We start from the raw sequence: 24,581 nt of genomic DNA on the forward strand, positions 1-24,581 counted from the left end.
CTAAATGCGCGTGATGGCAGGCAGACGATCCACCGACTGGGGTTTCCCGCGCTGGCGCGGTTATGGCGCTTCGCGTGAAGCGCAGCAGGTGCGGATGTGCGATCGGCATGGCTGCGATCAGCCGGGCAACTGTCCTGCCCCCAAATCCCCCAACAGCCGCGACCGCTGGTATTTCTGTGAACGCCATGCTGCCGAATACAACCAGGGCTGGGACTATTTTGCAGGCCTTGACAAGGAAGAGGCCGCGGCGCGCGCAGCGGAGGAACAGCGCGATGCCTCGGGCTATCGTGAGTCCGCCTTTCACGGCTGGACTGGCTCGGGCGACGGATCGCGCAGCCGCGACGAGATGCGCGCGCTCGATGTGCTCGAATGCGATATGCATGCCGAGTTCGAGGAGGTGAAAAAGGCCTATCGCCGCCTCGCCAAGGCCAATCATCCGGATACCAATCAGGGCGACAAGGAAGCCGCCGCCCGCTTTCAGGCGATCCAGGCGGCCTATGCGGTGCTGCGCAGCGCGGAAGAGCGAAAGACCTGGAAGGGCGTGTAATCGGCCCGCTGCGCCCCTATCTCCCCCTCATGAAAAGCGAAATCAACGCCAACTGGTCGCATGCGCTGCTGGTGTGCAAGAAGTGCCAAAAGCGTGCCAAGGCGAGCTTCGGCCCCGAGGGCGACCGCTCGCTCGCCAAGGCGCTCAAGCGCCGCCTGCCCGCAGGCAAGGGCCGCAAGGCGCGGCTCGGCGTGATCGAGGTGCCGTGCCTCGACATCTGCCCGAAAAAGGGCGTGGTGCTGATCGACACCCGCCAGCCTGATCGCTGGCAGATCGTGCGCGAGGATGCCGATATCGACCGGCTCGCCGAAGACCTCAGCGCATAGCAAAAGGCCCCTCCCGTTGCCGGGAGAGGCCCTTCATCGCCAGGGTAGTGGCGAAATCAGCGGCAGCGCACGTTGCCGCGGTCGATCTCGCGACCAATGGCTGCGCCGCCCAGACCGCCGATGATAGCACCTAGCGTCTTGTCGCCGCGACCGGCAACGGCGTTACCGGCCAAGGCGCCGACACCAGCGCCGACCAGCAGACCGGTGGTGCCGTTATCGCGGCGGCAGTAATAGCGGCCGTCATTGCCGCGCCAGTAGCGGTTGTTGCGCGCCTCGCGGCGACCGTCACGACGGCCCTCGCGATAGGCGCGGCGCTCGTCGCGACGCTGGAATTCAGCGGCATCCTGCGAATAGAAATTGGTCGAGACCGGCAGGGCGACCGGGGCAGCAGGCGCGGGGTTCAGAAACGCAGCGGCGCTGGCAAGGGCAAGGTTCAACATGGTTCGTCTCCACAATGTGCTCCGGACGTTTGGCCCGGCTCGAACCTAACAACATTCATCCTCAAAGGCAGTTTCATGAACGGGAAACAACAAGCGCGATTCCGTGCTTTTCGCCGACGAAGCGACCCATTTCAGCGATGAACCGTTAAACAGCTTGCAACGAAGTGCTGTCTTATCCATATAAGACACATGCTGAACATCCTCTCCATCATCATCGGCCTTGTGGCACTGCTGCTGGCCATTCCCGCCTTTCTGCCGCTGCTGGGTGCGCTCAACTGGCTGATCGTTCCGATCGCGCTGGTCGGCGTGCTGCTGGGCTTCCTGTCGAGCAGCAACACGGGTCGCAACCTGTGCCTGATCGTGCTGGTGGTCTGCATTATCCGGCTATCGCTTGGCGGCGGCATCCTCTAACGCGCCGCCATGAGCGGTGAAGCCAAGCGACTGAACGGCCTGCCGGAAGCAGTGGGCGCCTATACCATCTGGGGCTTCATGCCGCTGTTCTTCAAACAGCTGCAGGGGATTTCCCCGGTGGAGATCGTCGCGCACCGCGTTATGTGGTCGGTGCTGCTGGTGCTCGCCATCCTCTGGGCGCGCAGGTCGTTGCACGAGTTCCTGACCGCCATCCGCGACCCGCGCACCCGCCGCTTCATGATCGCCAGCACCTCGCTGATTGCGGCCAACTGGCTGATCTATATCTGGGCCATCACCAACCAGCATATCCTGGCGGGGAGCCTGGGCTATTACATCAACCCGCTGATCAACGTCGCGCTGGGCGTGCTGTTCTTCAGCGAACGGATGAACCGTACGCAGCTGATCGCAATCACTCTGGCGGCCGCAGGCGTGCTGGTGCTGGCGAGCGAATCGCTCGCCTCTATCTGGATCAGCCTGTCGCTCGCGGGGTCTTTCGGCCTGTATGGCATGGTGCGCAAGATGGCGCCGGTCGGCTCGCTGCCGGGCCTCGCCTGCGAGACGGTGCTGCTGCTGCCCTTTGCGATCGGTTATGCGCTCTGGGCCCATCTCTACGATCCGACGCCGGGCTTCGGCTATTCGCCCTATACCAACGCGTTCCTGATCGCGGGCGGCGCGATCACCACCATCCCGCTGCTCCTGTTCGCGAGTGCCGCGCGCAAGATGCCCTTGTCGACGCTCGGCTTCGTCCAGTTCATCGGTCCGACGATCCAGTTCATGCTCGGCGTTTTCGTCTATGACGAACCGTTCACCCGTGCGCACGCGATCTGCTTCGCGCTGATCTGGAGCGCGGTGGCGGTATTCTGTCTGGATGGGGTGCGCCGCTCGCGAGCGGCGCGGGTGGCTCAGCCAGCGGCCTGACCGTCATTGCAGCGAACGCGGGAATGCCGCTCAAATTTCGGAGCCGGTAAGGACGCGGGACCCCCGCTTTCACGGGGGTGGCGTGGAAAGAGGTCAGCGGAGCAAGGCTTAGCCCGCCGAAACCAGGCCCTTTTCCTGCATCAGCGTCTGCAGTTCGCCGGCTTCGAACATTTCCATCATGATGTCCGACCCGCCGATGAACTCGCCCTTCACATAGAGCTGGGGAATGGTCGGCCAGTCGGAGAATTCCTTGATGCCCTGGCGGACTTCCATGTCCTGCAGCACGTCGACGCTCTCGTAATCCACCCCCAGATGGTCAAGAATGGCAACGGCGCGGCTGGAAAAGCCGCATTGCGGGAAGAGCGGCGTGCCCTTCATGAACAGAAGGACGTCGTTCGCTTTAACGATCTCGGCAATACGGGCCTGTGCGGTGTCGGTCATCGGGATGCTTCCTTGAATATGCAGATGACAATTAGCTGGGAAGCGCGGTGGTCAGTTGCAAGGCGTGGAGCTCCCCGCCCATGCGCCCGCCGAGCGCCGCATAGACCGCGCGCGTGCGGGCCAGCCGCGTCATCGGGCGGAAGCTCTCCGCCACGACATGCGCGGCATAATGGTCGCCATCCCCCGCAAGATCGGTGATCGTGACCTCGGCATCGGGGATGCCCGCCTTGATCAGCGCCTCGATATCGGCAGCGGCCATCGGCATGGCTCAGTTCGCCTCTTCGATGAACTGGCGGCGCGCTTCGGCCATCTTGGCTTCCAGCGCGGTGCGCACGCCCAGCTCGTCGATATCGACGCCAGCCGACACGAGATCGCCGAGCAACTTGCGGATCACGTCCTCGTCGCCCGCTTCTTCGAAATCGGCCTGAACGACCGACTTGGCATAGGCTTCGGTCTCTTCCGGGGTAAGGCCCATCTGCTGCGCGGCCCAATGCCCGACCAGGCGGTTGCGGCGGGCCGTGATGCGGAACTGGAGGTCCTCGTCGGCGGCAAATTTGGCTTCGAATGCGCGTTCGCGATCATTGAAACTGGTCATGTCGATCCCTTGTTGATCATGCAGGTCTGACGCTAGCGCATAGGCCGAGCCAGGCGCAGCGGCAAGCGCCAAACCGCATGATTCCGCTGGTTACATCGTCACGACAAGCTTGCCGATTGCCTCGCGATTTTCAAGCTTCGCGATCGCTTTCGGTGCATCGGCAAAGCTGAAGCTTTCCGAAATGCGCGGCGAGATCTTGCCCGCTGCCCACAGATCGAACAGCTCGGCGATATTGGCGGCGTTGCGCTGGGGCTCGCGCGCGGCGAACGCACCCCAGAACACGCCGCAGACATCGCAGCTCTTGAGCAGCGTGAGGTTGAGCGGCAGCTTGGCGATCCCGGCGGGGAAGCCGACGACAAGGAAGCGCCCTTCCCAGGCCATGGCACGCACTGCCGGTTCCGAATAGTCGCCGCCGACCGCGTCATAGACGATGTCTGCGCCGTTCGGCCCCACGGCCTGCTTGAACGCGTCGGCCAGCGCCTTGGACTGCGCCTTGTCGAACGGCTGGCGTTCGTAGACCACGGTCTCGTCCGCCCCCGCTTCGCGCGCGGCCTTGGCCTTGTCCTCGCTCGACACCGCCGCGACGACGCGCGCGCCATAGGCCTTGCCCAGTTCGACCGCTGCCAGGCCGACTCCGCCGGCGGCGCCCAGCACCAGCAGCGTATCGCCCGGCTTGATATGTCCGCGATCCTTGAGCGCGTGGATCGAGGTACCATAGGTCATCAGCAGCGATGCGCCCTGTTCGAAGCTGAACTGATCGGGGAGCTTATAGGCCCCGGCGGCCGGAACCGCCTTCTTTTCGACCAGACCGCCAAAGCCGGTGCCCGCGATCACGCGGTCTCCCACCGCCCAGCCGGTCACGCCCTCGCCCACCGCCTCGACGATCCCTGCAATCTCGCTCCCAGGCGCGAACGGGCGCTGGGGTTTCAGCTGATACATGTCCTTGATGATCAGCGCGTCGGGGAAGTTGATCGAACAGGCCTTGACCGCGACCAGCAGCTCGCCGGGTCCGGCCACCGGCGCATCGACCTCTGTCATTTCCAGCGTTTCGGGGCCACCTGCGGCGTTCGACAAAAGGGCTTTCATGGTTCGGCTCTCTCCAGTTGTTTGTGATTTTTACCCGTCATCCCCGCGCAGGCGGGGGTCCCGCTTGATGGAATGCTAGGCGCAGAAGCGGGATTCCCGCCTACGCGGGAATGACGAATTCATGCAGCTGCAGGCACCAGCCAGGGCTTCTCGCTGGCCAGCCTCGCCTCATAGGCGCTGATCGCGTCGGTCTTGGCGAGCGTCAGGCCGATCTCGTCCAGCCCCTGCATCAGGCATGTCTTGCGGAACGGATCGATCTCGAAGGTGAAGCGGTCCTGGAACGGTGTCGTCACCGTCTGGCTTTCCAGATCGATATGGATCGGATCGGTCGCTGCGACCTCCATCAGCCGGTCGACCGCTTCCTGCGGCAGGACGACGGTGAGGATGCCGTTCTTGAAGGCGTTGCTCGAGAAAATGTCAGAAAAGCTGGGCGCGATCACTGCGGTGATGCCGAGATCGGTCAGCGCCCAGGCGGCATGCTCGCGGCTCGACCCGCAACCGAAATTGTCGCCCGCGATCAGGATCGGCGCGCCTGCAAATTCGGGATCGTCGAACACATTGCCGGGCTCGGCGCGTACCGTCTCGAACGCTCCCTTGCCAAGGCCTTCGCGGCTGATCGTCTTCAGCCACTGGGCGGGGATGATGATATCGGTATCGACATTCTTGCGCCCAAAGGGGATGGCGCGTCCTTCCACACGATCAATCGGTTGCATGGGGTCCCTCGGTCGCTTCGGCACCGGGCTCTTCGGGCTTGGGAGCCGCCCCGGTCTTGGGCTTGGTGAACTGCTTGCCGACATAGAGCAATGCCGCTGCCAGCGCCGCCGATCCCACCGCCGCGCCAGCCATGGCGCCGCTGGACCAGCCGTTCTTCTTGTCCTTTGTCACGTAATCCTACTCCGCTGCCTGGGGAAATGCCGGCAATTTCTTGATGTCTGCCGGTTCGTGCTGAATGATCACTGTCGCCCCCAGATTGTCGGCCAGTTTCTTGAACCGGTCAAGCGAAGCGAGCGTTTCGGCACGATCGTAATTGAAGGTGGGCACGCCGTTGCTCTTATAATTTTCCGTAAAATGCGCGAGATCGCCGGTGAGCAGCACCGGCTTTTTCTTCAGCCGCACCAGCAGGCCGTTATGCCCCGGCGTGTGTCCCGGCAGGCGCAGCATGGTGATAGAGCCATCGCCGAACACGTCCTTGTCGTTCGCCACCGCCTCGACCTTGCTGCCGCCCTTGATCCACGGCTCGAACGGCTTGGGATCGGCACCATAAGTCGCGGGATCGGTCGTCACCACCTGCCAGTCGTTCTTGCCGACGAGCAGCGTCGCGCCGGGAAACTCGGCGAGCTGGCCGATATGGTCGAAATGATAATGGCTGACAGCGACATATTTGATCGAGGCGGGATCGACATTCAACGTCGCCAGCTGTTCCTTGATCGTCAGGGTCACGGTCGCGTCCATCGCGGCCTCGTTGTCGAGCGGCTTGCCCTTCATCGCGGCGGGCAGCCCCGTGTCCCACAGCATGTAATCGCTGCCATGCTGGATCAGATAGCAGCTGCTCGCGAGCTGCTTCGATTTGCCGGTATAGGCTTTGGTGTCGGAAAAGGCGTTGAGATCATTGGCCGCGACCGTCCCGCAATCGAGCCGCCACAGCTTGACCTCGGCCTGCTGGGCGGAGGCGGGGGTGACGGCGAAGGACGCACCCGCCAGCGCAAGAAGGAAGCGCAGTTTCATGCAGAATCTCCGATTATCGTGACATTGCAGGCCCTGGCCGCTGTTGCCAGTTGCTGATCGAATGTTGCCAATGGCAGGCCCTGGCTGATCGCACAATGGAGATAGGCAGCATCATAGACGGTGAGATCATGCTCGCGGGCCAAGGGCAGCAGCACGGCAAACTGGTCGAACGGGGCAAGGCCCGACAGTTCATAATCGAGCAGCCCCAGCAGGCTCAAAAAAGCGGGCGCATCGCCCGGCGCGCAGCGCTCTCTCCGCTCGCCCTGGCGGATGCCATTGGCCATTTCTGCAAACCAGTGCGGCGGCACGACGACCCGATGATCGTCGGTCATCGCATGAATCGCCATGGAAGCAGGCGTTTCCTCGTCCCGGAACAACCAGGACAGTGCTACCGACGCATCCAGAACGAAGCGCTCCACGCCTAGCGCCGCCCCTCATTGATCAGGTCCTTCGCCGTGATGTCATTCCCCAGCGTCGGGCCATGTTCCCTGCGCCAGGCGATGAACGACTCGCGCGCGCGCCGCCGTGCCTCGGTCTTCTGGCTTTCGCTCTCGTCGGGATGGCCGAGCCTCGCCACCGGCTTTCCATGGCGGGTGATGATGATGCTCTCGCCCGCCGCCACCCGATCGAGCAGGCTGGAAAACTGGGCCTTGGCCTCTGCCGCCGAATAGGTGGTGGGGCGCATGTCCATGGCTGGACTCCTGAACTTTTGACCAAATTACTATAGGATTCTGGTCAAATCAACTCGCGTACATCGGCCAGCCGTCCGGTCACCGCCGCTGCCGCCGCCATCGCGGGGCTCACCAGATGCGTGCGCGCACCAGGGCCCTGGCGGCCGACGAAGTTGCGGTTGGACGTCGAGGCGCAGCGTTCGCCGCTCGGCACCTTGTCCGGGTTCATGCCGAGGCACGCCGAACAGCCCGGCTCGCGCCATTCGAATCCCGCTTCGATGAAGATGCGGTCGAGACCCTCTTCCTCGGCCTGGCGCTTGACCAGGCCCGAGCCGGGCACGACCAGCGCCGACTTGATGCCGGGCGCGTTGCGGCGGCCCTTCAGCACTTCGGCTGCGGCGCGCAGATCCTCGATGCGGCTGTTGGTGCAGCTGCCGATGAAGATATGCTCGACCGGCACCTCGCTGAGCGGCATGCCCGCGGTGAGCCCCATATAGTCGAGCGATTTCTGCGCGGCGGCGCGCTTCGAGGCATCCTCGAAGCTGTCGGGATCGGGGATGACGCCGGTGATCGGCACGACATCCTCGGGGCTGGTCCCCCAGGTGACCGACGGCGCGACATCGGCAGCGTTGATCACGACCGATTTGTCGAACACCGCGCCGTCATCGGTCTTGAGCGTGCGCCAATAGGCGACCGCTGCGTCCCAATCAGCCCCCTTGGGAGCCATCGGACGGCCCTTGAGATAGGCGAAGGTGGTATCGTCGGGCGCGATCAGCCCGGCGCGCGCCCCGGCCTCGATCGACATGTTCGCGATGGTGAGACGCCCCTCGATCGACATCTGCTCGAACACGCGGCCGCGATATTCGACGACATGGCCGGTGCCGCCCGCCGCGCCGATTTGGCCGATGATGTGCAATATCAGATCCTTGGGGCTGACACCTGCGGGCAGATCGCCCTCGACGCGGATTTCCATCGATTTCGACCGCTTGAGCTGCAGCGTCTGCGTCGCCAGCACATGCTCGACCTCCGAAGTGCCGATGCCGAAGGCGAGCGCGCCCAGCGCGCCGTGCGCGGCGGTATGGCTGTCGCCGCACACCATGGTGCAGCCGGGCAGCGTAAAGCCCTGTTCGGGGCCGATGACATGGACGATGCCCTGACGGATATCGGTGGCGCTGATATAGGGCACGCCGAAGGCCGGCGCATTGCGCTCGAGCGCCTCGAGCTGCGCGCGGCTTTCAGGATCGGCGATCGGAATGCGGTTGCCCGCAGCGTCGACGCGCGCGGTGGTGGGCACATTATGATCGGGCACGGCGAGCGTCAGATCGGGCCTGCGCACCTTGCGCCCGGCCATGCGCAGCCCTTCGAACGCCTGCGGGCTGGTCACTTCATGGACGAGATGGCGGTCGATGAAGATGATCGCGGTGCCATCGTCGCGCTGGTCGACGACATGCGCGTCCCAGATCTTCTCGTACAGCGTCCTTGCCTGAGCCATCGTGCAGATTACCCCTTCAAACCGGTCTTCGCTGGTCGCTTGGCAGAAGCGAAAGCCCAAATCCAGCGCGGATTTGGTTGCCATTGCAACCGGGACAATATGCCCTCTTCAATCGGGGGGCGAATGCGCCTATTCTTGGGCCATGCAGGTCCTGATCAACTTCGGCATCGTGATAGCCTCTGTCGCGTTCATGGAATTCGTGGCGTGGTGGAGCCACAAGTACGTGATGCACGGCTGGGGCTGGGGCTGGCACCGCGACCATCACGAGCCGCATAACAACACGTTCGAGAAGAACGACCTTTACGCGATCGTCGGCTCGGCGATCTCGATCAGCCTGTTCATCATCGGCGCCTGGTTGTGGGAGCCCGCGACCTGGATGGGCGTGGGCGTGATGATCTATGGCGCGATCTATACGCTGATCCATGACGGGCTGGTGCATCAGCGCTATTTCCGCTGGGTGCCCAAGAGCGGCTATGCCAAGCGGCTGGTCCAGGCGCACAAGCTGCACCATGCGACCATCGGCAAGGAAGGCGGGGTCAGCTTCGGCTTCATCGTTGCCGAGGACCCGGCCAAGCTGAAACAGGAACTCAAGCGTCAGCGCGAGGCGGGCATTGCCGTCGTGCGGGATTCGGTCGGCGCCAGCTGAACATGGCGAAACGGGCCTGACGGCTTATCTGCCGCCAGACCCGCTTTCTGTTCATCCGCCCCCCGTAAAGGGGACGTGCCGATTAGAGCCGCTCGATCTTGCGCGCGGCTTCGTCGAGGATTTCGGCCACCTGGTGCTTGAACTCGGCATCCACCTCGCCGCTGGCGAGACGGTGCGCCATCGCTGCCATCAGATTGCCGACCGCGCGGCCGATCTGCGGACCACCAGCGCGCTGCTCGCGCTCCTCGCCCGCTTCCGTGAGCCGCGCGATCAGCGCATCGGCCTCTTCACGTTTGTCGTTCAGCTCCGCGACACCGGCGTCGGTGATACGGAACGCCTTGCGCGATCCTTCGGTCTCGGCCGAGGCGATCAGGCCGCTGTCCTCCAGCAGGCTGAGCGTCGGATAAACCACGCCCGGGCTGGGCGCATATTGGCCACCGGTCATTTCCTCGATCGCCTTGATCAGGTCATAGCCGTGGCGCGGTTCCTTCTCGATCAGCGCCAGCAGCACCAGCCGCAATTCGCCGCCGTCGAACATCCGGCGACGTCCGCGCGGTCCACGACCGCCGCCGCCGCGACCGCCCCGGCCGCCGCCGTCAAAGCTGAAATTGCCGAAGTCCCAGTCGCCGCCCCAGCCGCGACCACCGGGGCCAAAGCTCATAGCGATGAAGGGCTTCATGCGGCCTTCCCAGCCGCCGCGCGGGCCTCCGCCCATTCTGAAACGCATAGTCATATCGATTCTTACTCCTGTGTATCTCGATGGCTCTAAGATATATCTTATAACATCTTCGTCAAGAGGCGAAATGCGACGACCCGCACTTTCGCGATTTCGCGCGAGCGGCTAGCGTGCGCCCGATGAGCGATCTGTTCGATACCCTGCCTGCCGACGGCCACACCGAAAGCGCGCCCGGCCCCGATGCACCGCTGGCGGACCGGCTGCGTCCGCGATCGCTGGACGAGATCATCGGGCAGGATCATCTTACCGGACCGGAAGGCGCGATCGGGCGGATGGTTGCGGCAGGAAAACTGTCCTCGATGATCCTCTGGGGCCCGCCCGGTACCGGCAAGACGAGCATGGCGCGGCTGCTGGGCGAGGCGACAGGCATGCGCTTCGTCGCGATCTCGGCCGTCTTTTCGGGCGTGGCAGACCTCAAGAAGGCCTTTGCCGAGGCCGAAAAGATGGCGGGTGCAGGGCAGCGCACGCTCTTGTTCGTGGACGAGATCCACCGCTTCAACCGCGCGCAGCAGGACGGCTTCCTGCCCTTTGTCGAGCGCGGAACGGTGGTGCTGGTGGGCGCGACGACCGAGAATCCCTCGTTCGAGCTCAACGCCGCCTTGCTCAGCCGCAGCCAGGTGCTCATTCTCCGGCGGCTCGACGAGGCGGCCCTGGGTGAACTGATCGCGCGCGCCGAGCGGTTGACGGGCAAGGCGCTGCCGCTGACCGAAGATGCCCGCGCCGCGCTGATCGCCTCGGCCGATGGCGATGGCCGCTTCCTGCTCAACCAGGTCGAAACGCTGCTGTCGATCCAGGTCGAAGCGCCGCTCGATCCAGCGGGGCTGGCGGCGCTGCTGCACCGCCGGATGCCGGTCTATGACAAGGACCGCGAGGGGCATTACAATCTCATCTCCGCGCTGCACAAGGCGATGCGCGGGTCCGATCCGCAGGCGGCGCTCTATTACCTTGCGCGCATGCTGGTCGCGGGCGAGGAACCGCTGTACGTGCTGCGCCGCATCACGCGGTTTGCCAGCGAGGATATCGGCATGGCCGACCCGCAGGCGCTGGTGCAGTGCCTCGCCGCCAAGGACGCCTATGCGTTTCTCGGCTCGCCCGAGGGCGAGCTGGCGATCGTCCAGGCGTGTCTCTATTGCGCCACCGCGCCCAAATCGAATGCAGCCTATGCCGCGCAAAAGGCCGCGTGGAAGAGCGCCAGGGCCACTGGGTCGCTGATGCCGCCGCAGAACATCCTGAACGCGCCGACCAAGCTGATGAAAGATATCGGCTATGGCAAGGGCTATGCCTATGACCATGACGCGGCGGACGGCTTTTCAGGCGCGAACTATTGGCCGGAAGAGATGGAGCCGCAGCGTTTCTACCAGCCGGTGGAACGCGGCTATGAAGCGCGCATCGCCGAACGCATGCGGGTTTGGGAGGATTTGCGGAAGAACCGGGGTTAGGCGGCCTTGGAAATATTCTCGAAAAGGTCCCGCACCGCTGCGATGGCATCGCCCTTGTAGCGATAGGCGACGGTGCTCTGCCCGATCACCAGGCCCGATTGGTCACTCAACAGCCAGCGCCACTGGTCGTCGGGGCCACGAAAGAGCGAAAAGCCCGCTCGCTTTTGAAGGTCCGAAACATCGTTGAACGCAGCCCATTCGGGATCGTCCTCGATCGCGCGCTCGATATCGTCTTCGGTCATCGCGTCGAGCCGCGCCCAGTCGGTCAGCGACTCTCTAGGTGCCTCGTCCAAACGCATTCTGGTAATCTTTTCGCTCATATCGCCTTGCTCGCCTTAACGAGATGATGCGGGTCACGCGGTCGCGCATCGTATATACCACAGCGACGATGCGATCGTCATCGTTTATCGTGCCGATGGCCGTGACGCGGCGTTCGCCATGTTGGAAATCGATCACGTAGTAATCCAGTCGCGGACGCTTCCAGATATCACCGACATCGACAAAATCGATCCCATGCTTTTCGAAGTTGCTCAAGCGCTTGGCTTCGTCCCATTCAAATTCCATAACGCCCTGCCCACGCTGGAGTTCTTGATGATGCCAAAGCCGTTCCGCCCTGCCCGCCGCACGCATGCTAAGGCGCGATTCGCTCTGGCCATAGCGCTGATTAGCACGCCGCTCAGCGCCCAGCCGACAACGCCGCCACCCGCAGGCCCGACTCGCGCTACCCTGGCCGAAGCGGCAGGCTACAAGGCGCAGTTCCTGTGTTCGGGCCTGTGGAACGGCAACAAGACGGTCGCCGATATCGAGGCGGACGAGCTTTCGGGCATCTATCCGCATATCGACCCGATCGTTCTGGGGTTGAAGGCCGAGATCGACGAGGTGACGCATCAGGTGAGCGTCGCTTTCGCCGAGGACATGCCGCCGCGCATCGCCCGGCACAATCCGGTCACCGGCTGCACCTCGATGCCGATCGGCTGGACCAATGACGGCCGCCGCCTGCCCGGCGAGGATCTGGAGCGCGCGGCTGCGGGCAGCCTCGACGACCGCCCCTGGCCAATGGGCGATGCCAATGCCAGCGATCCGCGCGTGATGATGATCACCCCGTTCGACACGCTGGTCGAAAGCGCGTTCGATGCGAAAGCGTTCGGCGGCAAGACCAGCGGCGTGGTGATCGTCCACAAAGGGCGCATCGTGCAGGAACGCTACAAGCAGGGGCACGACATGCACACCGCGCAGCGCACCTGGTCGGTCGCCAAGTCGATGGCGGGCACCTATGTCGGTTTCGTCCGGCAGAAGGGCTTCACCATTCCCGATCAACCGGTCCGCGAATGGAATGTACCGGGCGATCCGCGCCGCGCGATCACCGTCGATAACCTGCTGCGCATGGGCAGCGGGCTCGAGAGCGACAGCCCCGGCAACCGCACCGATGCGGTGTACATGAGCGCGGGCGAGGTGCGGCAGTGGACGACGCAATGGCCGATGCTGCACCAGCCGGGTTCGACCTTCCGCTACGCCAATAACGACATATTGCTGGCGACGCTCGCTGCGCGCGATGCCGCTCCCGATCTCCACCCGCACCAGATGTTCGACGCGATCGGCATGACGCGCACCTGGGCCGAGACTGACTGGCAGGGCAATTACATCCTGTCGAGCCAGGTCTGGACCACCGCACGCGACATGGCGCGCATGGGGCTTTTGTACCTGAACGACGGGCTATGGGACGGCCAGCGCATCCTGCCCGCAGGCTGGCGCGATTATGTGACCAAGCCTAGCGGCCCGCAGCCCGATGGCCCATTCGGCTATGGCGCAAGCTTCTGGCTGATGAACAGGAGCGAGGGCGTACCCGTCGATGCGTTCGCGGCCTTCGGCAATCGCGGCCAGTATCTGGTCGTCATTCCCAGCCGCGATCTGGTGATCGTGCGCCGCGGCTATGACAAGGCGGGCGACGCGTTCGACATCGCCAAATTCACTGCCGCGGTGCTCAAGCAGATCCGCTAATCGCATGCGCCGCTTCGAGCATTATGCCTGTTTCGACTGGTCGGGCCAGGCGGTGGCGCGGCCCCAGGGGCTGGCGCTGGCGACGATCGCTGCCGACGAAGCGGCGCGGCCGGTGCTGCTGCGCCCGCAAGGCGGCTGGTCGCGCGGCGCAGCGCTCGACTGGCTGCTCGCCCATGCCGAGGCCGGGACCGACATGCTGATCGGCATGGACCTGTCGCCCACCTTCCCGTTCGTCGATGCGGGAGCCTATTTCCCCGACTGGGAGCATAGCCCCGCCGACGCGCGCGGCCTGTGGGCACTGGTCGACCGGCTGTGCGCCGAGGACGAGCATCTCGCCGCGAGCAGCTTCGTGCGCCACGACGAGGCGCGGCGTTATTTCCGCCATGGCAAGGGCGATACCGGCGACCGGTTCGGGACGCTGGGCACCGGGCGGCTGCGCGCGGTCGAGCATCATCAGCGCCGCACCAAACAGGCGAACAGCGCGAGCTGCTTCAACCTGATCGGGGCAGCGCAGGTCGGCAAATCGAGCCTGACCGGCATGCGCGTGCTGCATCGGCTGGCGGGGCGCATTCCCATATGGCCGTTCGATCCAGTGCCGGAACGCGGCCCAGTCATCGTCGAGATCTATACAAGCATCGCAGCGCGCGCCGCCGGGATTGCTGGCGGGCGGAGCAAGGTGCGCGATGCCGAAGCGCTGCACCAGGCGCTCGCTGCGCTCGGCGCGCCGCCCCCTGCCCCGCTGCTGGCGCATGACGACCACAGCACCGATGCGCTGATCACCGCTGCCTGGCTGCGCGATGCCGCGCGCGATGCGAAGCTGTGGCACGCCCTGTGGCATCCGCCCATGCTCGATGACGCGATCCGCCGCACTGAAGGCTGGACCTTTGGCGTCAAATAGCGCATGGCACGCGGCGCAATCGCGATGGGTACGCCGCTTTAGCTCAGCTGGTAGAGCAACCGCCTTGTAAGCGGTAGGTCGTTGGTTCGAATCCGACAAGCGGCACCATGCACGGTCGCAATCAGGGGCTTGGGGGGCCGCAATCGCACGAAAGCTGACCTGTCGCTGATGGACCTCTCGCCCGCCGAAAACCTGCCCCAACCCGCATCCCGGTTTTCGCATTGGCGCGAAGCGTTGCGCTCGCGATTTGGCGAGCGTGCGGGCGGCGTCATCCTGGCGCTGATCGCCGAACTGCTGTTCGTGCTAGCCCTGCTGTCGCTGTCGATCGCGCCACCGGGCGAAAAGCGCGAAGAATCGCTGATGACCGTGTTCGGCGTGACACCCGAACCCACGGCGGAAAAGACCGAGCAGGACAGCCCCAAGCCTGCGGAAAACGCCTCGCGCTCGCCCGAACCGACCGAGCAGGAAGAAAGCCCGGTCGAGACGCCGAGTCCGGTCGTCTCTCCCCAACCCTCGCCAATCCCACCGCCGATCGTCGCGATCCCTTCGCCCCAGGCCGCGCCAGCCGCGCCGCCTGCGCAGCCCAAGGCCAAGGCCGTGATCAAGCCGGGCCGCGTCTATGGTCCGATGGACAAGGGCGTGCCCGGCGACAGCGAGCGGGTCGGCTCCGGTCCGAATGGCGAGCCGCTGTTTGCCGCCGCCTGGTATCGTGAGCCCTATGACGATGAGCTCAAGGGCTATCTGTCGACCGCACGCGGCCCCGGTTCGGCGCTGATCGCGTGTCGCACGGTGCCGGATTTCCGGGTCGAGGATTGTTACGAGATCGGCGAATCGCCGCAGGGGTCGGGAATTGGCCGCGCAGTCATTGCCGCCGCCTGGCAGTTCCGCGTGCGCCCGCCCCGCGTCGGCGGGGTATCCAAGGTGGGCGAATGGGTGCGCATCCGCATCGACTACGGCGTGCGCACCACCAGTCGCTGAAATTGCTCGCCGCTGATCAGCCGCGCGTGAAGACACCGCAGGCGAGGCGATCCCCGCTATCGCCCGAAGGATCGGTCTTCTGGTCGTCCGCCTTGGCGTGGATCACCAGAGCCGCCCCATCGGCATCGAGCATCTGATCGAGCTGCGCTTCGTCGAGGAGATAATCCATCCGTCCACTGCCGTCGCTCGCCACGACGAGATTGGGCATGTCGCCCGAATGCTGGCCCTGCGGATTGTTGAGGCCATGTTTGGCACCCATGGGATTCCAGTGCCCGCTTGCGCTCTCGAACTTCGGCCCCTCGCACTTGCCGGTCATGTGAACATGGATGCCGTGCTCGCCCGCCGACATGCCCGTGGCATTGATGGCGAGGCGGATACCGCCCTCTTCCTGCGTGGCCGTCACCGAGCCTGCATCCTTGCCGTCGGCCGTCCTGAGCAGCGCCTGCGCGGTGGCGGGAGCGGAGTCGGCGGCCATATAGGCGCGCTCGGGTTCGTCCTGTGCGGCCGGCGCTTCGGCATCGTTGCTGCAGGCGGCGAGCGCGAGGCCAAGGGTCAGGCTGGTTGCGGTCAGAATCGTTCGGGCAGAGATCATCATGGGCTCCTGTCTTTGCCCAATTACCCCGCGCGCCTTTCTCCGGTTCCCGCACGAGCCGGGAAAGTCTGTTTGACAATGCAGCGCCTTGCCGGTTGGTTGACCGCACGAGACGCCATAACCGCTGCAGGAGAGAATGCCGCATGTCCCACGCCGTTGCCGTCAATCCCCCGACCGATCTCAACCAGGCGCTGGGCTTTGTCCGCGTCGTCGAACTTGATCCGGCGGGCCGTGCGACGATCGAATATCAGGCGGGCATGCACATGTGCCATTCGGGCGGCGTGGTTCAGGGCGGGTTCGTCACCGGCTGGATCGATGCCGCCATGGCCTATGCCGCCATGGCGATGACCGGCCCGGACGTTGTGCCGATGTCACTCGAGCTGAAGGTCAGCTTTTTCGCGCCGGCGCGCCCCGGCCTGCTCACCGCGACCGCCGGGGTCGAAAAGCGCGGACGCAGCACGTGCTTTTTCGAAGGGCAGCTGCTCGACGCCGGCGGAAAGGTGCTGGCCAAGGCAAGCTCCACGCTGATGCTCGCCGACCGTGGCCGGATCGAGCAGGCTTCGAGCGCGGCGCTGGCGACCGACTAAACCTGCGATTATTTCGGCGCAGCGGCCTGCAAGTCGCTCAGGAAGCTGCGGATCCGCTTGGCGTTGACGCCGAGATCGCTCTTGCCGACGCGCGAGACGCTGCGGACGTCGACTTCGCTGGTAAGACCGCCGGGGCCAGGCTGCACCCGCACCACGACATCGTCCTTGAACTTGAACAGCGAAACCGTGTCGGTCGCCTCAAGCCGCCCTTCCTCGGGCTTGGATGCGGCAATTTCCCAGCCGCGCTCGCGCGCGACCTCGGTGGCCAGGGTCACGGCACGATCAACCGGCAGCTTGACGACCACGGTCTTCAGGTCGCCATAGGCACCACGGTGCAGCACCTTCCAGCGCTCCTTGGCGTCCATGCCGGCATATTTGGGTTCGCCGCGACCGGGAATGTCGGCAAAATCGTCGGGACGCAGCTTGAGCACCTGAAATTGCGGGGGATTGTCCAGATTGGTGGTGATGTCGTGAATCTGCGGCACGCTGCGCGCCACATTGATCCAATATCCCATGAAGCCGAGATAGGCGAGCGAGCAGACCAGCCCCATGACCGTCAGATCGCGGATGCGCTTGCCCTTCTTGCGATAGAGCAGCAGCACGATGAGCGAGAATACCAGACCCACCAGCGCCACGACAATGGCCGCTGCCACGGTGCTGACGCCGTTCAGCTTGCCCCACCAGTCCTGGCCCGCACCGATTGCGCCGATCAGCGCCATCACGATCGATCCTGCCCCCAGCAACAGGCACAACCGTGCCAGCCAGATCGAACCATGCGGTTTTGCGGTCTCGTTCATGAACTCCCCCTGTTACGCGTACGTGTTGCCAGCAAGTCACACATAGGAAAGCGATGGCGCTTTGGCAAACCTTATGGGGAAGCCGGGCGGGCCCAAGAATTGCGCTCGACTCAAGGGCTTGCCGTCCCTAAGGGCGCGGATCGACGCCCTTTCCTTCTATCGTCTGGACCGATGACCGAATTCAACATTATCCCGCTGGATCAGGTGGATAGCGCCTGGGTTGAAGAACTGCTCGATCTGGTGTTCGGCCCGGAGCGAAAGAACCGCACCATCTACAAGGTGCGCGAGGGCCTTACCCACCTGCCCGCGCTCAGCTTTGCCGCAGTCGATGGCGACGGCTATCTGGTCGGTAGCATCCAGTGCTGGCCGGTCGCGCTGACCGATCCCGATGGCCTCGCCTATCCGATGATCCTGGTCGGCCCGGTCAGCGTCGCACCCGATCATCAGGACCAGGGCATCGGCCGCGCGCTCATGGCCGCGGTGTTCGGCGCAATGGGCGTCGGCGAGAAGCTGCCGCTCGTGCTGCTGGGCGATCCCGAATATTATGGCACCCGCTTCGGCTTTACCGCCGAGCGCACCGGAGGCTGGACGTTGCCCGGGCCGTATGAGCAGCACCGGCTGCTGGCATTGGCACGCCCCGATTCGCTGATGCCCGAGCGCGGCATGCTGGGCCCCTGGCGGCTGAGCTGACACGCATAGGGCGGCAACGCCCTTTGCATCGCGCACCGGCCATGCTTATCTGGCACCTGCATGCCCTATGATCCGCCCCCAGAGCTTCAGGACCTTTCGCTCGCCGACATCGCAGGCCTGGTCGCCACGCGCAAACTGCCGCCGGTCGAGCAATGGACGCCCGCGCACCAGAGCGACAGCCATATGCGCATCGCCGCCGATGGCCGATGGTATCATCAGGGCGGGCTGATCTCGCGCCCGGCGATGGTCCGCCTGTTCGCCAGCGTGCTGCGCCGCGAGGCCGACGGCCGATACGCGCTGGTCACCCCTTTCGAGCAGCAATGGATCGAGGTCGAGGACGCGCCGCTGCTCGCGGTCGAGCTCAAGTCCGAAGGCTCCGGCGACAAGCGCCGCCTTGCCTTCCGCCTGAATACCGACGAGCTGGTAGTAGCAGGACCCGAGCGGCCGATCATCATGCGTGGCGATGCCGATGAACCGCGCCCCTATCTCGGCCTGTGGCGCGGGCTTGAGGCGCGGATCGAGCGCGCGGTCTATTACGACCTGGTCGAACTCGCGCTCGAAGAAACCGACGATCCCGACGCTGGCCTGCCGATCTGGAGCGACGGCACATGCTTCCGGCTCGACAGGATCGAGGACGCATGAGCCTTTATGACCGTCTGGCCGAGGCGCTTGCCGCCAGCCAGGGCATGGAATCGATCGACGAGGCGCATATCCGGCCCGATCGCGGCGTGCACATTCCAGCCGCGGTGCTGATCGCGATCACCGACCGGCCGAAGCCCGGCGTCATCCTGACCCAGCGGCCCGATTATCTGCGCAGCCATCCCGGCCAGGTCGCCTTTCCCGGCGGCAAGATCGACCCGGAGGATGAGGACGCCATCGCTGCCGCGCTGCGCGAGGCGGACGAGGAACTGGGCCTTGCCCCGCATCATGTCCGCGTGATCGGTACCGGCGATGTCTATCGCAGCGGCAGCGGCTTTGCGATCACCCCGGTGCTCGGCGTCATCCCGCCCGATCTCAGCTATGCGCCCAATCCCGGCGAGGTCGCCGACTGGTTCGAGGTGCCGCTCGATTTCGTGCTCGATCCTGCCAATCACGCGCGGCATTCAACCTTCTGGAAAGGCGCGCAGCGCCAATATGTCGAGATCATGTGGGGGCAGAGGCGCATCTGGGGGGTAACGGCGGGGATCATCGCCAATCTGTCGCGGCGGCTGGAAGGCGTGCTGGCGTGACGCGGATCGATGCTGAATGGACCCGGCGCGAGGATGTGCGTGCGATGCTCGCCGCGCTCGACCCCAAGGGCGACCAGTGCCGCTATGTCGGCGGCGCGGTGCGCGATGCACTGCTGGGCGTCGAGGCGACCGATATCGACATTGCCACCCGGCTGCTGCCCGAAGACGTGATGGCAAGGCTTGAGGCAGCGGGCATCCGCGCGGTGCCGACGGGCCTTGCGCATGGCACGGTAACCGCCGTGCTGCCGCGCGGCCCGGTCGAGATCACCACGCTGCGCCGTGATGTCACCACCGACGGCCGCCATGCCGAGGTCGCGTTTACCGATGACTGGCGCGAAGACGCCGCGCGACGCGATTTCACCATCAACGCGCTCTTCGCCGATCCGGCCACGCTCGAGGTGACCGATCATTTTACCGGACTCGAGGACCTGAACGCCGGGCTGGTGCGCTTTATCGGTGATGCAGGCGAGCGTATCCTCGAGGATCATCTGCGGATCCTGCGCTATTTCCGCTTCCACGCCCGGTTCGGTGGTGCGGTTGACGGCGAGGCCGTGGCGGCCTGCGCGCTGCATGCCGACCGGCTGAAGGCGCTGTCGCGCGAACGGATCGCGCGCGAACTGCTGTTGCTGCTGGGCGCGGCGGACCCGCTGGCATCGGCACGGCTGATGGCCGATGGCGGGATATGGAAGGTCGTGCTGCCCGAAATGGCAAAGGATGGTCTCGACCGGCTGGCCGACTTGCTAGCGCGCGAACACGCGTTGGGCGCCGAGCGCAACGCGTTGCTGCGGCTCGCGGCGCTGCTGCCGCCTGACCCGCTGCTCGCCGATACGGTGGCCGCACGGCTGCGCCTGTCCAAGGTGCAGCGGCTCGCGATGCAGCGCTTCGCCACCCCCTGGCCGCAGAGCGGCTCCGCACGGCAGATCGCAGCCGAGGTTCAGCCCGAGGAACTGGTGGCCCCCTGGCTGCTGCTGCGCGCGCCCGATGCGATGCTGGCGAAAGGGTGGCAAAGCCTGCAAGGCTGGCATGTGCCCGATTTTCCGCTGGGCGGCCGCGACATCATCGCGCTCGGCATCCAGGCAGGACCACAGGTCGCCAAGGCTCTGGGCGAGATCAGGCGCCGCTGGATTTCCGAGGATTTTCCCCAAGATACGCGGCTTGCCCAGATTGCCGCAGAGGTCGTGGCCCAGGCGGGCTGATCAGGTCATCCGCTCGATCATGAAATCATAGGCACGGCTCGCGGGCACCGGCGGCGAATAGAAATAGCCCTGGCCGTACGAGCAGCCGAGCGCGGCGAGCGTATGCGCGATCTCCAGCGTCTCGATACCTTCGGCCGTCGTTTCCATGTTGAGCGCCGAGGCGAGCGACAGGATCGCGCGAACGATTGCCACCTTGTCGCGCTCCTGCAGCATGTGCGTGACGAAGCTGCGGTCGATCTTGAGCACATCGATCGGCAGCTGCTGCAGATAGGCGAGATTCGAATAGCCGGTGCCGAAATCGTCCATCGCCAGCGAAACGTCGAGCGAGCGCAGCGCGTTCATCACCTTGGCGGCGCGTGCAGGATCGCTGACCACGACCGATTCGGTCAGTTCGAGCATGATCCGTTCGGGCCGGGTCTTGTTGGCGCGCAGGATGCCGGAGACCATGTTCGGGATATCGTCACGCGCGAACTGCGCCGCAGACACGTTGACGCTGATCTTGAGCGGCAGCTCCTCGCCCGCCTTCTTGTCCCACTCGTTCAGCACCTGGCAGGCGCGGTCGAGCGCCCAGCGCCCCAGCGGCAGGATCAGCCCGCATTCCTCGGCGACGGGAATGAACTCGGCGGGCGAGATCATTCCGTAATCGGGGTCCTTCCACCGTGCCAGCGCCTCGAACCCGGTGACGAAACCATTGCTGAGATCGATCAGCGGCTGGAAATAGAGTTCCAGCCGGTCGAGCTCGATAGCCTTGCGCAACTCAGTTTCCAGCGTGAAGCGGCGGCGCGCCTTGTCCAGCTCCTCGGGGGTGTAGATTTCCGCCTGGCGTGTCTGCTTGGCGCGCTTGAGCGCGATCTGCGCCTGACGGATATAATTGGCGCAATCCGCCTGACCCTGCTTGCTCAGCGCGATGCCGATCGCGCCGTCGATCTGGATTTCAAGATCGGACAATCGATAGGGGTCAGCGAACACGCTGCGGATGCGGTTGGTGATCCGCATCAGCTCGCGCTCGTTGGTGCTGCGCAGCGGCACGAACAGCGCGAACTCGTTGCCGCCGATTCGCGCCACGATATCGGTCTTGCGCATCCGCCCCATCAGGCGGCGTGCGACGGTGATGATCAGCTCGTCGCCGACGATGCTGCCAGCGCATTCGTTGATCTGGCTGAACCGCGCGATATCGAGCGTGAAGATCGCGAACGCACCCAGATTGCCGCGCCCCCCGGTCGGCGCTTCGGCCAGCCGGCTCTCGACTTCATCCTCAAAGCCGGCGCGATTGGGCAGGCCGGTAAGGCTGTCGCGCATCGTTTCGCGGCGGAAGCTGTCGTGCGTCTCGATCTCGCTGGTACGGTCGATCAGGCTGACGAGGAAATGCGGCCATTCCATGCCGCGCAGATCCATCCGCGCCACGGTGACATCATAGCGGCGCGGCTTGACCGGGTCGTGCGAGGTCCAGGGCTTGACCGCCTTGCCACTGTCATTGCGATGCGCAACCGACACCAGCTCGGTGAGCAGGCGCAGATCGAGCCCGTTCGGATTGCCCGGCGCCAGTTCGCGCTCCACGAACGCGGGATTGGCCGCCATGAACTCGAGTTCCTCGCCCGCGCGCATCACGACCGCAGCGGGAATCGGCAGCGGGTCGAGCGACGCAGCCACCATCGGATGCGCGCGCGCACCGCCGAACACGCCGGAACGATCCAGAACGCCCTTGCCGCGCGCTTTCGATGATGGGGTTGGACTTACCATGGTTAGCATCAGCTAACCGGGAAAGATGTAAAATTCACTTAAAGAATGGTCGAAAGCTGTTCGTGCAATCGAAATCAGCCATCGAACTTGTTGTTGCGAGGAAATCCATTGGGCGGAAGTCGTCCCGCCGCGCCCCGCGCCACGCGCCACAGGCCCATATCCTTTTCGGTGCGCACGCGCCCGCTTTCGCCGCCCATCGTCCAGCTCAGGCCCTCTTCCAGCCGGAAGGTCGTGGCATCCGACAGCGATCCGTCGCGATAGCGCTGCAGCTGCACGCCCTGGCCGCGCGCCATCACCGGCAGTTCGGCGATCGGGAAGACGACGAGCTTGCGGTTCTCGCCCACCACCGCGACATGGTCGGCGCTGGCAGGAACGGCGCGAATCACCATCAGCTTCACGCCGGCCTTGAGGTTGACCACCTGCCGCCCCTTGCGCGTCTCGGCGATCAGCTCGGCCATCTCGGCAAGGAACCCGCGCCCGTTCGATGCCGCGAGCAGCAGCTTGCCCTGCGGATCATAGGGCATCAGCGCCACGATCTGCGCCTCGTTCTCCATGTCGAGCATGCCGCGCACCGGCTCGCCGAAACCGCGCGCTCCGGGCAGCTTTTCCGCGCCGAGCGTATAGAAGCGGCCATTGTCGAGCGCGATCAGCAGCTTGTCGGTCGATTGCGCGTGGAAGGCAAAGCCGGGGCCATCGCCTTCCTTGAACTTGGTCAGTTCCGCCGCGCTGAGGTCCGCATGCCCCTTCATCGCCTTGATCCAGCCGCGCCGCGACATGATCACGGTCACCGGCTCACGCTCGATCATCGCTTCGAGCGGGATTTCGCGCGCGGGCGCGGCTTCCTCGATCGCGGTGCGGCGCGCACCCAGCCTGCCCAGCTCGGTATTGCCAGTATAGAGCGCGCGCAGGGCTTTCAGATTCTTCGTCAGCCGCGCCTTTTGCAGCTTCGGATCGGCGAGCAGTTCTTCCAGCTCGGCCTGTTCGGCGATCAGCGCATCATGCTCGCGCCTGAGCTCCATTTCCTCGAGCTTGCGCAGAGATCGCAACCGCATGTTGAGGATCGCTTCGGCCTGGCGGTCGGTGAGCTCGAACTCGGCCATCATCACCGGCTTGGGCTCGTCCTCACTGCGGATGATCTCGATCACCCGGTCGAGGTTAAGGTACGCAATGATATAGCCGCGCAGCAGCTCGAGCCGCGCCGCGATCTTCTCCAGCCGGTGGCGGCTGCGGTTGACCAGAATGACGATCTGGTGGCGCAGCCAGGATTCGAGCAGCGGCTTGATCCCCATCACACCCGGCGTGCGCGTCTCGTCGAGCACGTTGAGGTTGAGCGGGAAGCGGATCTCGAGATCGGTCAGCCTGTACAGGCTGTCCTTGAGCACATCGACATCGACATTGCGGCTCTTCGGCTCGATGACCAGGCGGATGGTCTCGTCCGATTCATCGCGCACATCGGCGAGGATCGGCAGCTTCTTCTCGGCGATCAGCGTCGCGATCTGCTCGATCAGCTTGCCCTTCTGCACCTGATAGGGGATTTCGCTGATGATGAGCTGCCAGGTGCCGCCGGGCAGCTTCTCGATGCCGGTCGGTTCCCAGTTGCCGTCCGCATCCTTGCCGGTCGAATAGCGCGCGCGCAGCCGGAACGCGCCGCGCCCGGTGCGATAGGCCTGGGAAATGCTCTCCGCGCTGTCGACCAGCACGCCGCCGGTGGCGAAATCCGGCCCCAGGAACACCGTCATGATGTCCTCGTGGGTCGCTTCGGGCTTCCTGATCAGCAGCATCGCCGCGTCGATGATCTCGAGCACATTGTGCGACGGGATAGAGGTCGCCATGCCCACCGCGATGCCGCTCGCACCATTGGCGAGCAGGTTGGGGAACAGGCCGGGGAAGATTTCGGGCTCTTCCTCCTCGCCATTATAGGTGGGCTTGAACGCGACCGTGCCTTCGTCCAGCCCGGCCATCAGCTCGATCGCAGTGCGCGTCAGACGCGCTTCGGTATAGCGATAGGCCGCCGCATTATCGCCATCGATATTGCCGAAATTGCCCTGCCCGTCGACCAGCGGATAGCGCAGCACGAAATCCTGCGCGAGGCGGACCATCGCGTCATAGACCGAGGCATCGCCATGCGGGTGATACTTACCGATGACATCGCCGACGACGCGCGCGCTCTTCTTGTAGCCGCTCGCAGGGTCCAGCTTCAGCTGCCGCATCGCCCAGAGCAGGCGGCGGTGGACGGGCTTCAGGCCATCGCGCAGATCGGGCAGCGAACGCGCGGTGATCGTGGACAGCGCATAGACGAGATAGCGATCCGACAGCGCGCGGTCGAACGAGGTGTTCTCGATTTCGGGAATGTCGTCGCCGGAACCGGCGCTCGCCTCGTCTGCCATGCGTTGCGCCTAGCAG

Annotated in this window: 32 protein-coding genes and 1 tRNA gene; 15 read left to right on the plus strand and 18 right to left on the minus strand. The window is 64.8% G+C overall.

The annotated features are described in order from the left end of the window. Positions 1-13: 13 nt before the first annotated feature. Both AX725_RS04880 and AX725_RS04885 read left to right on the plus strand, forming a co-directional pair. Positions 14-547 (plus strand): J domain-containing protein, encoded by a 534-nt coding sequence (locus tag AX725_RS04880; RefSeq protein ID WP_060977284.1) that lies wholly within the window; start codon positions 14-16, stop codon positions 545-547. Between the two features lie 29 nt (positions 548-576). Further along, positions 577-873, plus strand: a complete 297-nt coding sequence (locus tag AX725_RS04885) for a hypothetical protein (RefSeq protein ID WP_060977171.1) — start codon at positions 577-579, stop codon at positions 871-873. A 56-nt stretch (positions 874-929) separates the two neighbouring features. Here AX725_RS04885 and AX725_RS04890 read toward each other — a convergent pair whose 3' ends face one another. Beyond that, positions 930-1,313, minus strand: coding sequence for a glycine zipper 2TM domain-containing protein (locus AX725_RS04890; protein ID WP_060977172.1), 384 nt, complete (start codon positions 1,311-1,313; stop codon positions 930-932). 189 nt (positions 1,314-1,502) lie between these two features. On the opposite strand from AX725_RS04890, the gene AX725_RS04895 reads away from it, so the two are divergent. Continuing rightward, on the plus strand, positions 1,503-1,724 hold the full coding sequence (locus AX725_RS04895; protein ID WP_060977173.1) for a hypothetical protein: 222 nt from the start codon (positions 1,503-1,505) through the stop codon (positions 1,722-1,724). A 9-nt stretch (positions 1,725-1,733) separates the two neighbouring features. Then, positions 1,734-2,642: an EamA family transporter RarD gene (gene rarD / locus AX725_RS04900; RefSeq protein ID WP_060977174.1), complete on the plus strand. Its 909-nt coding sequence runs from the start codon at positions 1,734-1,736 to the stop codon at positions 2,640-2,642. Between the two features lie 108 nt (positions 2,643-2,750). Here the strand turns inward: rarD and grxD are convergent, their stop codons facing one another. From grxD to leuC, 10 genes are all read right to left on the minus strand, one after another. Then, a complete protein-coding gene (gene grxD, locus AX725_RS04905; protein WP_060977175.1) occupies positions 2,751-3,083 on the minus strand; it encodes a Grx4 family monothiol glutaredoxin in 333 nt (110 codons plus the stop codon). A 31-nt stretch (positions 3,084-3,114) separates the two neighbouring features. Continuing rightward, positions 3,115-3,348 (minus strand): BolA/IbaG family iron-sulfur metabolism protein, encoded by a 234-nt coding sequence (locus AX725_RS04910; protein ID WP_023836414.1) that lies wholly within the window; start codon positions 3,346-3,348, stop codon positions 3,115-3,117. Between the two features lie 3 nt (positions 3,349-3,351). Then, positions 3,352-3,678, minus strand: coding sequence for a DUF1476 domain-containing protein (locus AX725_RS04915; RefSeq protein WP_060977285.1), 327 nt, complete (start codon positions 3,676-3,678; stop codon positions 3,352-3,354). A 90-nt stretch (positions 3,679-3,768) separates the two neighbouring features. Then, positions 3,769-4,764, minus strand: a complete 996-nt coding sequence (locus tag AX725_RS04920; RefSeq protein ID WP_060977176.1) for an NADPH:quinone oxidoreductase family protein — start codon at positions 4,762-4,764, stop codon at positions 3,769-3,771. A gap of 119 nt (positions 4,765-4,883) precedes the next feature. Continuing rightward, on the minus strand, positions 4,884-5,477 hold the full coding sequence (leuD, locus tag AX725_RS04925) for a 3-isopropylmalate dehydratase small subunit (protein WP_060977177.1): 594 nt from the start codon (positions 5,475-5,477) through the stop codon (positions 4,884-4,886). Continuing rightward, positions 5,464-5,649: a hypothetical protein gene (locus tag AX725_RS04930; RefSeq protein ID WP_060977178.1), complete on the minus strand. Its 186-nt coding sequence runs from the start codon at positions 5,647-5,649 to the stop codon at positions 5,464-5,466. Before AX725_RS04930 ends, leuD begins: the two co-directional genes overlap by 14 nt. A gap of 6 nt (positions 5,650-5,655) precedes the next feature. Further along, a complete protein-coding gene (locus AX725_RS04935) occupies positions 5,656-6,489 on the minus strand; it encodes an N-acyl homoserine lactonase family protein (RefSeq protein ID WP_196490447.1) in 834 nt (277 codons plus the stop codon). After that, the gene (locus AX725_RS04940; RefSeq protein ID WP_066045513.1) at positions 6,486-6,908 is read right to left on the minus strand and encodes a type II toxin-antitoxin system VapC family toxin; all 423 of its coding nucleotides are present in this window, start codon (positions 6,906-6,908) and stop codon (positions 6,486-6,488) included. Before AX725_RS04940 ends, AX725_RS04935 begins: the two co-directional genes overlap by 4 nt. A gap of 2 nt (positions 6,909-6,910) precedes the next feature. Further along, the gene (locus tag AX725_RS20380; protein ID WP_230962381.1) at positions 6,911-7,180 is read right to left on the minus strand and encodes a type II toxin-antitoxin system Phd/YefM family antitoxin; all 270 of its coding nucleotides are present in this window, start codon (positions 7,178-7,180) and stop codon (positions 6,911-6,913) included. 44 nt (positions 7,181-7,224) lie between these two features. After that, entirely contained in the window at positions 7,225-8,652 is a 1,428-nt protein-coding gene (gene leuC, locus AX725_RS04950; RefSeq protein ID WP_060977287.1) for a 3-isopropylmalate dehydratase large subunit, read from the minus strand. A 142-nt stretch (positions 8,653-8,794) separates the two neighbouring features. On the opposite strand from leuC, the gene AX725_RS04955 reads away from it, so the two are divergent. Continuing rightward, complete coding sequence (locus AX725_RS04955) at positions 8,795-9,298, plus strand: sterol desaturase family protein (protein WP_060977180.1); 504 nt, start codon at positions 8,795-8,797, stop codon at positions 9,296-9,298. An 82-nt stretch (positions 9,299-9,380) separates the two neighbouring features. On the opposite strand, the gene AX725_RS04960 is transcribed toward AX725_RS04955, so the two are convergent. Beyond that, complete coding sequence (locus AX725_RS04960) at positions 9,381-10,025, minus strand: PadR family transcriptional regulator (protein WP_060977181.1); 645 nt, start codon at positions 10,023-10,025, stop codon at positions 9,381-9,383. 128 nt (positions 10,026-10,153) lie between these two features. Here AX725_RS04960 and AX725_RS04965 point away from each other — a divergent pair, with 128 nt between their 5' ends. Further along, positions 10,154-11,473 (plus strand): replication-associated recombination protein A, encoded by a 1,320-nt coding sequence (locus tag AX725_RS04965; protein WP_060977182.1) that lies wholly within the window; start codon positions 10,154-10,156, stop codon positions 11,471-11,473. On the opposite strand, the gene AX725_RS04970 is transcribed toward AX725_RS04965, so the two are convergent. Together AX725_RS04970 and AX725_RS04975 are read right to left on the minus strand one after the other, a co-directional pair. Continuing rightward, complete coding sequence (locus tag AX725_RS04970) at positions 11,470-11,772, minus strand: hypothetical protein (protein WP_068306011.1); 303 nt, start codon at positions 11,770-11,772, stop codon at positions 11,470-11,472. The two genes, AX725_RS04965 and AX725_RS04970, sit on opposite strands and share 4 nt — an antisense overlap. Then, complete coding sequence (locus AX725_RS04975) at positions 11,750-12,037, minus strand: BrnT family toxin (RefSeq protein ID WP_060977184.1); 288 nt, start codon at positions 12,035-12,037, stop codon at positions 11,750-11,752. The genes AX725_RS04970 and AX725_RS04975 overlap by 23 nt, the downstream gene beginning before the upstream one ends. Positions 12,038-12,064: 27 nt before the next feature. On the opposite strand from AX725_RS04975, the gene AX725_RS04980 reads away from it, so the two are divergent. From AX725_RS04980 to AX725_RS04995, 4 genes are all read left to right on the plus strand, one after another. Continuing rightward, on the plus strand, positions 12,065-13,471 hold the full coding sequence (locus tag AX725_RS04980; RefSeq protein ID WP_067512201.1) for a serine hydrolase domain-containing protein: 1,407 nt from the start codon (positions 12,065-12,067) through the stop codon (positions 13,469-13,471). 4 nt (positions 13,472-13,475) lie between these two features. Then, positions 13,476-14,369 carry a hypothetical protein gene (locus tag AX725_RS04985; RefSeq protein WP_060977185.1) on the plus strand — a complete coding sequence of 298 codons (894 nt, stop codon included), beginning with the start codon at positions 13,476-13,478 and terminating at the stop codon, positions 14,367-14,369. A gap of 32 nt (positions 14,370-14,401) precedes the next feature. After that, a tRNA-Thr gene (locus tag AX725_RS04990) sits at positions 14,402-14,477 on the plus strand. 126 nt (positions 14,478-14,603) lie between these two features. Next, positions 14,604-15,347 (plus strand): hypothetical protein, encoded by a 744-nt coding sequence (locus AX725_RS04995; RefSeq protein ID WP_208597804.1) that lies wholly within the window; start codon positions 14,604-14,606, stop codon positions 15,345-15,347. A gap of 16 nt (positions 15,348-15,363) precedes the next feature. Here AX725_RS04995 and AX725_RS05000 read toward each other — a convergent pair whose 3' ends face one another. Further along, positions 15,364-15,942, minus strand: a complete 579-nt coding sequence (locus AX725_RS05000) for a superoxide dismutase family protein (protein ID WP_099046465.1) — start codon at positions 15,940-15,942, stop codon at positions 15,364-15,366. 140 nt (positions 15,943-16,082) lie between these two features. Between AX725_RS05000 and AX725_RS05005 the strand changes: the two genes are divergently transcribed. Then, on the plus strand, positions 16,083-16,526 hold the full coding sequence (locus AX725_RS05005) for a PaaI family thioesterase (RefSeq protein WP_060977186.1): 444 nt from the start codon (positions 16,083-16,085) through the stop codon (positions 16,524-16,526). Between the two features lie 8 nt (positions 16,527-16,534). Here AX725_RS05005 and AX725_RS05010 read toward each other — a convergent pair whose 3' ends face one another. Beyond that, the gene (locus tag AX725_RS05010) at positions 16,535-17,323 is read right to left on the minus strand and encodes a DUF1499 domain-containing protein (RefSeq protein ID WP_060977187.1); all 789 of its coding nucleotides are present in this window, start codon (positions 17,321-17,323) and stop codon (positions 16,535-16,537) included. Between the two features lie 171 nt (positions 17,324-17,494). On the opposite strand from AX725_RS05010, the gene AX725_RS05015 reads away from it, so the two are divergent. The 4 genes from AX725_RS05015 to AX725_RS05030 are packed head-to-tail and all read left to right on the plus strand — an operon-like array spanning position 17,495 to position 20,438. Next, on the plus strand, positions 17,495-18,013 hold the full coding sequence (locus tag AX725_RS05015) for a GNAT family N-acetyltransferase (RefSeq protein WP_060977188.1): 519 nt from the start codon (positions 17,495-17,497) through the stop codon (positions 18,011-18,013). A gap of 60 nt (positions 18,014-18,073) precedes the next feature. Next, entirely contained in the window at positions 18,074-18,655 is a 582-nt protein-coding gene (locus AX725_RS05020) for a DUF1285 domain-containing protein (RefSeq protein ID WP_060977189.1), read from the plus strand. A 44-nt stretch (positions 18,656-18,699) separates the two neighbouring features. Then, complete coding sequence (locus tag AX725_RS05025) at positions 18,700-19,242, plus strand: CoA pyrophosphatase (protein ID WP_435653457.1); 543 nt, start codon at positions 18,700-18,702, stop codon at positions 19,240-19,242. Continuing rightward, positions 19,239-20,438: a CCA tRNA nucleotidyltransferase gene (locus AX725_RS05030; protein WP_060977191.1), complete on the plus strand. Its 1,200-nt coding sequence runs from the start codon at positions 19,239-19,241 to the stop codon at positions 20,436-20,438. The genes AX725_RS05025 and AX725_RS05030 overlap by 4 nt, the downstream gene beginning before the upstream one ends. On the opposite strand, the gene AX725_RS05035 is transcribed toward AX725_RS05030, so the two are convergent. Continuing rightward, positions 20,439-22,178 (minus strand): putative bifunctional diguanylate cyclase/phosphodiesterase, encoded by a 1,740-nt coding sequence (locus AX725_RS05035; protein WP_066043793.1) that lies wholly within the window; start codon positions 22,176-22,178, stop codon positions 20,439-20,441. Between the two features lie 74 nt (positions 22,179-22,252). Then, positions 22,253-24,565 carry a DNA topoisomerase IV subunit A gene (gene parC, locus AX725_RS05040; protein WP_060977193.1) on the minus strand — a complete coding sequence of 771 codons (2,313 nt, stop codon included), beginning with the start codon at positions 24,563-24,565 and terminating at the stop codon, positions 22,253-22,255. Positions 24,566-24,581 lie beyond the last annotated feature (16 nt).

Origin of the sequence: Blastomonas sp. CCH9-A1, assembly GCF_001557175.1 — a bacterium.
GTDB classification, from domain to species: domain Bacteria; phylum Pseudomonadota; class Alphaproteobacteria; order Sphingomonadales; family Sphingomonadaceae; genus Blastomonas; species Blastomonas delafieldii_A.

Coding starts and splice junctions, on each gene's coding strand:
- AX725_RS04880 (WP_060977284.1), top strand. CDS start 14: ATGGCAGGCAGACGATCCACCGACTGGGGTTTCCCGCGCTGGCGCGGT.
- AX725_RS04885 (WP_060977171.1), top strand. CDS start 577: ATGAAAAGCGAAATCAACGCCAACTGGTCGCATGCGCTGCTGGTGTGC.
- AX725_RS04890 (WP_060977172.1), bottom strand. CDS start 1,313: ATGTTGAACCTTGCCCTTGCCAGCGCCGCTGCGTTTCTGAACCCCGCG.
- AX725_RS04895 (WP_060977173.1), top strand. CDS start 1,503: ATGCTGAACATCCTCTCCATCATCATCGGCCTTGTGGCACTGCTGCTG.
- rarD (WP_060977174.1), top strand. CDS start 1,734: ATGAGCGGTGAAGCCAAGCGACTGAACGGCCTGCCGGAAGCAGTGGGC.
- grxD (WP_060977175.1), bottom strand. CDS start 3,083: ATGACCGACACCGCACAGGCCCGTATTGCCGAGATCGTTAAAGCGAAC.
- AX725_RS04910 (WP_023836414.1), bottom strand. CDS start 3,348: ATGCCGATGGCCGCTGCCGATATCGAGGCGCTGATCAAGGCGGGCATC.
- AX725_RS04915 (WP_060977285.1), bottom strand. CDS start 3,678: ATGACCAGTTTCAATGATCGCGAACGCGCATTCGAAGCCAAATTTGCC.
- AX725_RS04920 (WP_060977176.1), bottom strand. CDS start 4,764: ATGAAAGCCCTTTTGTCGAACGCCGCAGGTGGCCCCGAAACGCTGGAA.
- leuD (WP_060977177.1), bottom strand. CDS start 5,477: ATGCAACCGATTGATCGTGTGGAAGGACGCGCCATCCCCTTTGGGCGC.
- AX725_RS04935 (WP_196490447.1), bottom strand. CDS start 6,489: ATGAAACTGCGCTTCCTTCTTGCGCTGGCGGGTGCGTCCTTCGCCGTC.
- AX725_RS20380 (WP_230962381.1), bottom strand. CDS start 7,180: ATGGACATGCGCCCCACCACCTATTCGGCGGCAGAGGCCAAGGCCCAG.
- leuC (WP_060977287.1), bottom strand. CDS start 8,652: ATGGCTCAGGCAAGGACGCTGTACGAGAAGATCTGGGACGCGCATGTC.
- AX725_RS04955 (WP_060977180.1), top strand. CDS start 8,795: ATGCAGGTCCTGATCAACTTCGGCATCGTGATAGCCTCTGTCGCGTTC.
- AX725_RS04960 (WP_060977181.1), bottom strand. CDS start 10,025: ATGCGTTTCAGAATGGGCGGAGGCCCGCGCGGCGGCTGGGAAGGCCGC.
- AX725_RS04965 (WP_060977182.1), top strand. CDS start 10,154: ATGAGCGATCTGTTCGATACCCTGCCTGCCGACGGCCACACCGAAAGC.
- AX725_RS04970 (WP_068306011.1), bottom strand. CDS start 11,772: ATGCGTTTGGACGAGGCACCTAGAGAGTCGCTGACCGACTGGGCGCGG.
- AX725_RS04975 (WP_060977184.1), bottom strand. CDS start 12,037: ATGGAATTTGAATGGGACGAAGCCAAGCGCTTGAGCAACTTCGAAAAG.
- AX725_RS04980 (WP_067512201.1), top strand. CDS start 12,065: ATGATGCCAAAGCCGTTCCGCCCTGCCCGCCGCACGCATGCTAAGGCG.
- AX725_RS04985 (WP_060977185.1), top strand. CDS start 13,476: ATGCGCCGCTTCGAGCATTATGCCTGTTTCGACTGGTCGGGCCAGGCG.
- AX725_RS05000 (WP_099046465.1), bottom strand. CDS start 15,942: ATGATGATCTCTGCCCGAACGATTCTGACCGCAACCAGCCTGACCCTT.
- AX725_RS05005 (WP_060977186.1), top strand. CDS start 16,083: ATGTCCCACGCCGTTGCCGTCAATCCCCCGACCGATCTCAACCAGGCG.
- AX725_RS05010 (WP_060977187.1), bottom strand. CDS start 17,323: ATGAACGAGACCGCAAAACCGCATGGTTCGATCTGGCTGGCACGGTTG.
- AX725_RS05015 (WP_060977188.1), top strand. CDS start 17,495: ATGACCGAATTCAACATTATCCCGCTGGATCAGGTGGATAGCGCCTGG.
- AX725_RS05020 (WP_060977189.1), top strand. CDS start 18,074: ATGCCCTATGATCCGCCCCCAGAGCTTCAGGACCTTTCGCTCGCCGAC.
- AX725_RS05025 (WP_435653457.1), top strand. CDS start 18,700: ATGGAATCGATCGACGAGGCGCATATCCGGCCCGATCGCGGCGTGCAC.
- AX725_RS05035 (WP_066043793.1), bottom strand. CDS start 22,178: ATGGTAAGTCCAACCCCATCATCGAAAGCGCGCGGCAAGGGCGTTCTG.
- parC (WP_060977193.1), bottom strand. CDS start 24,565: ATGGCAGACGAGGCGAGCGCCGGTTCCGGCGACGACATTCCCGAAATC.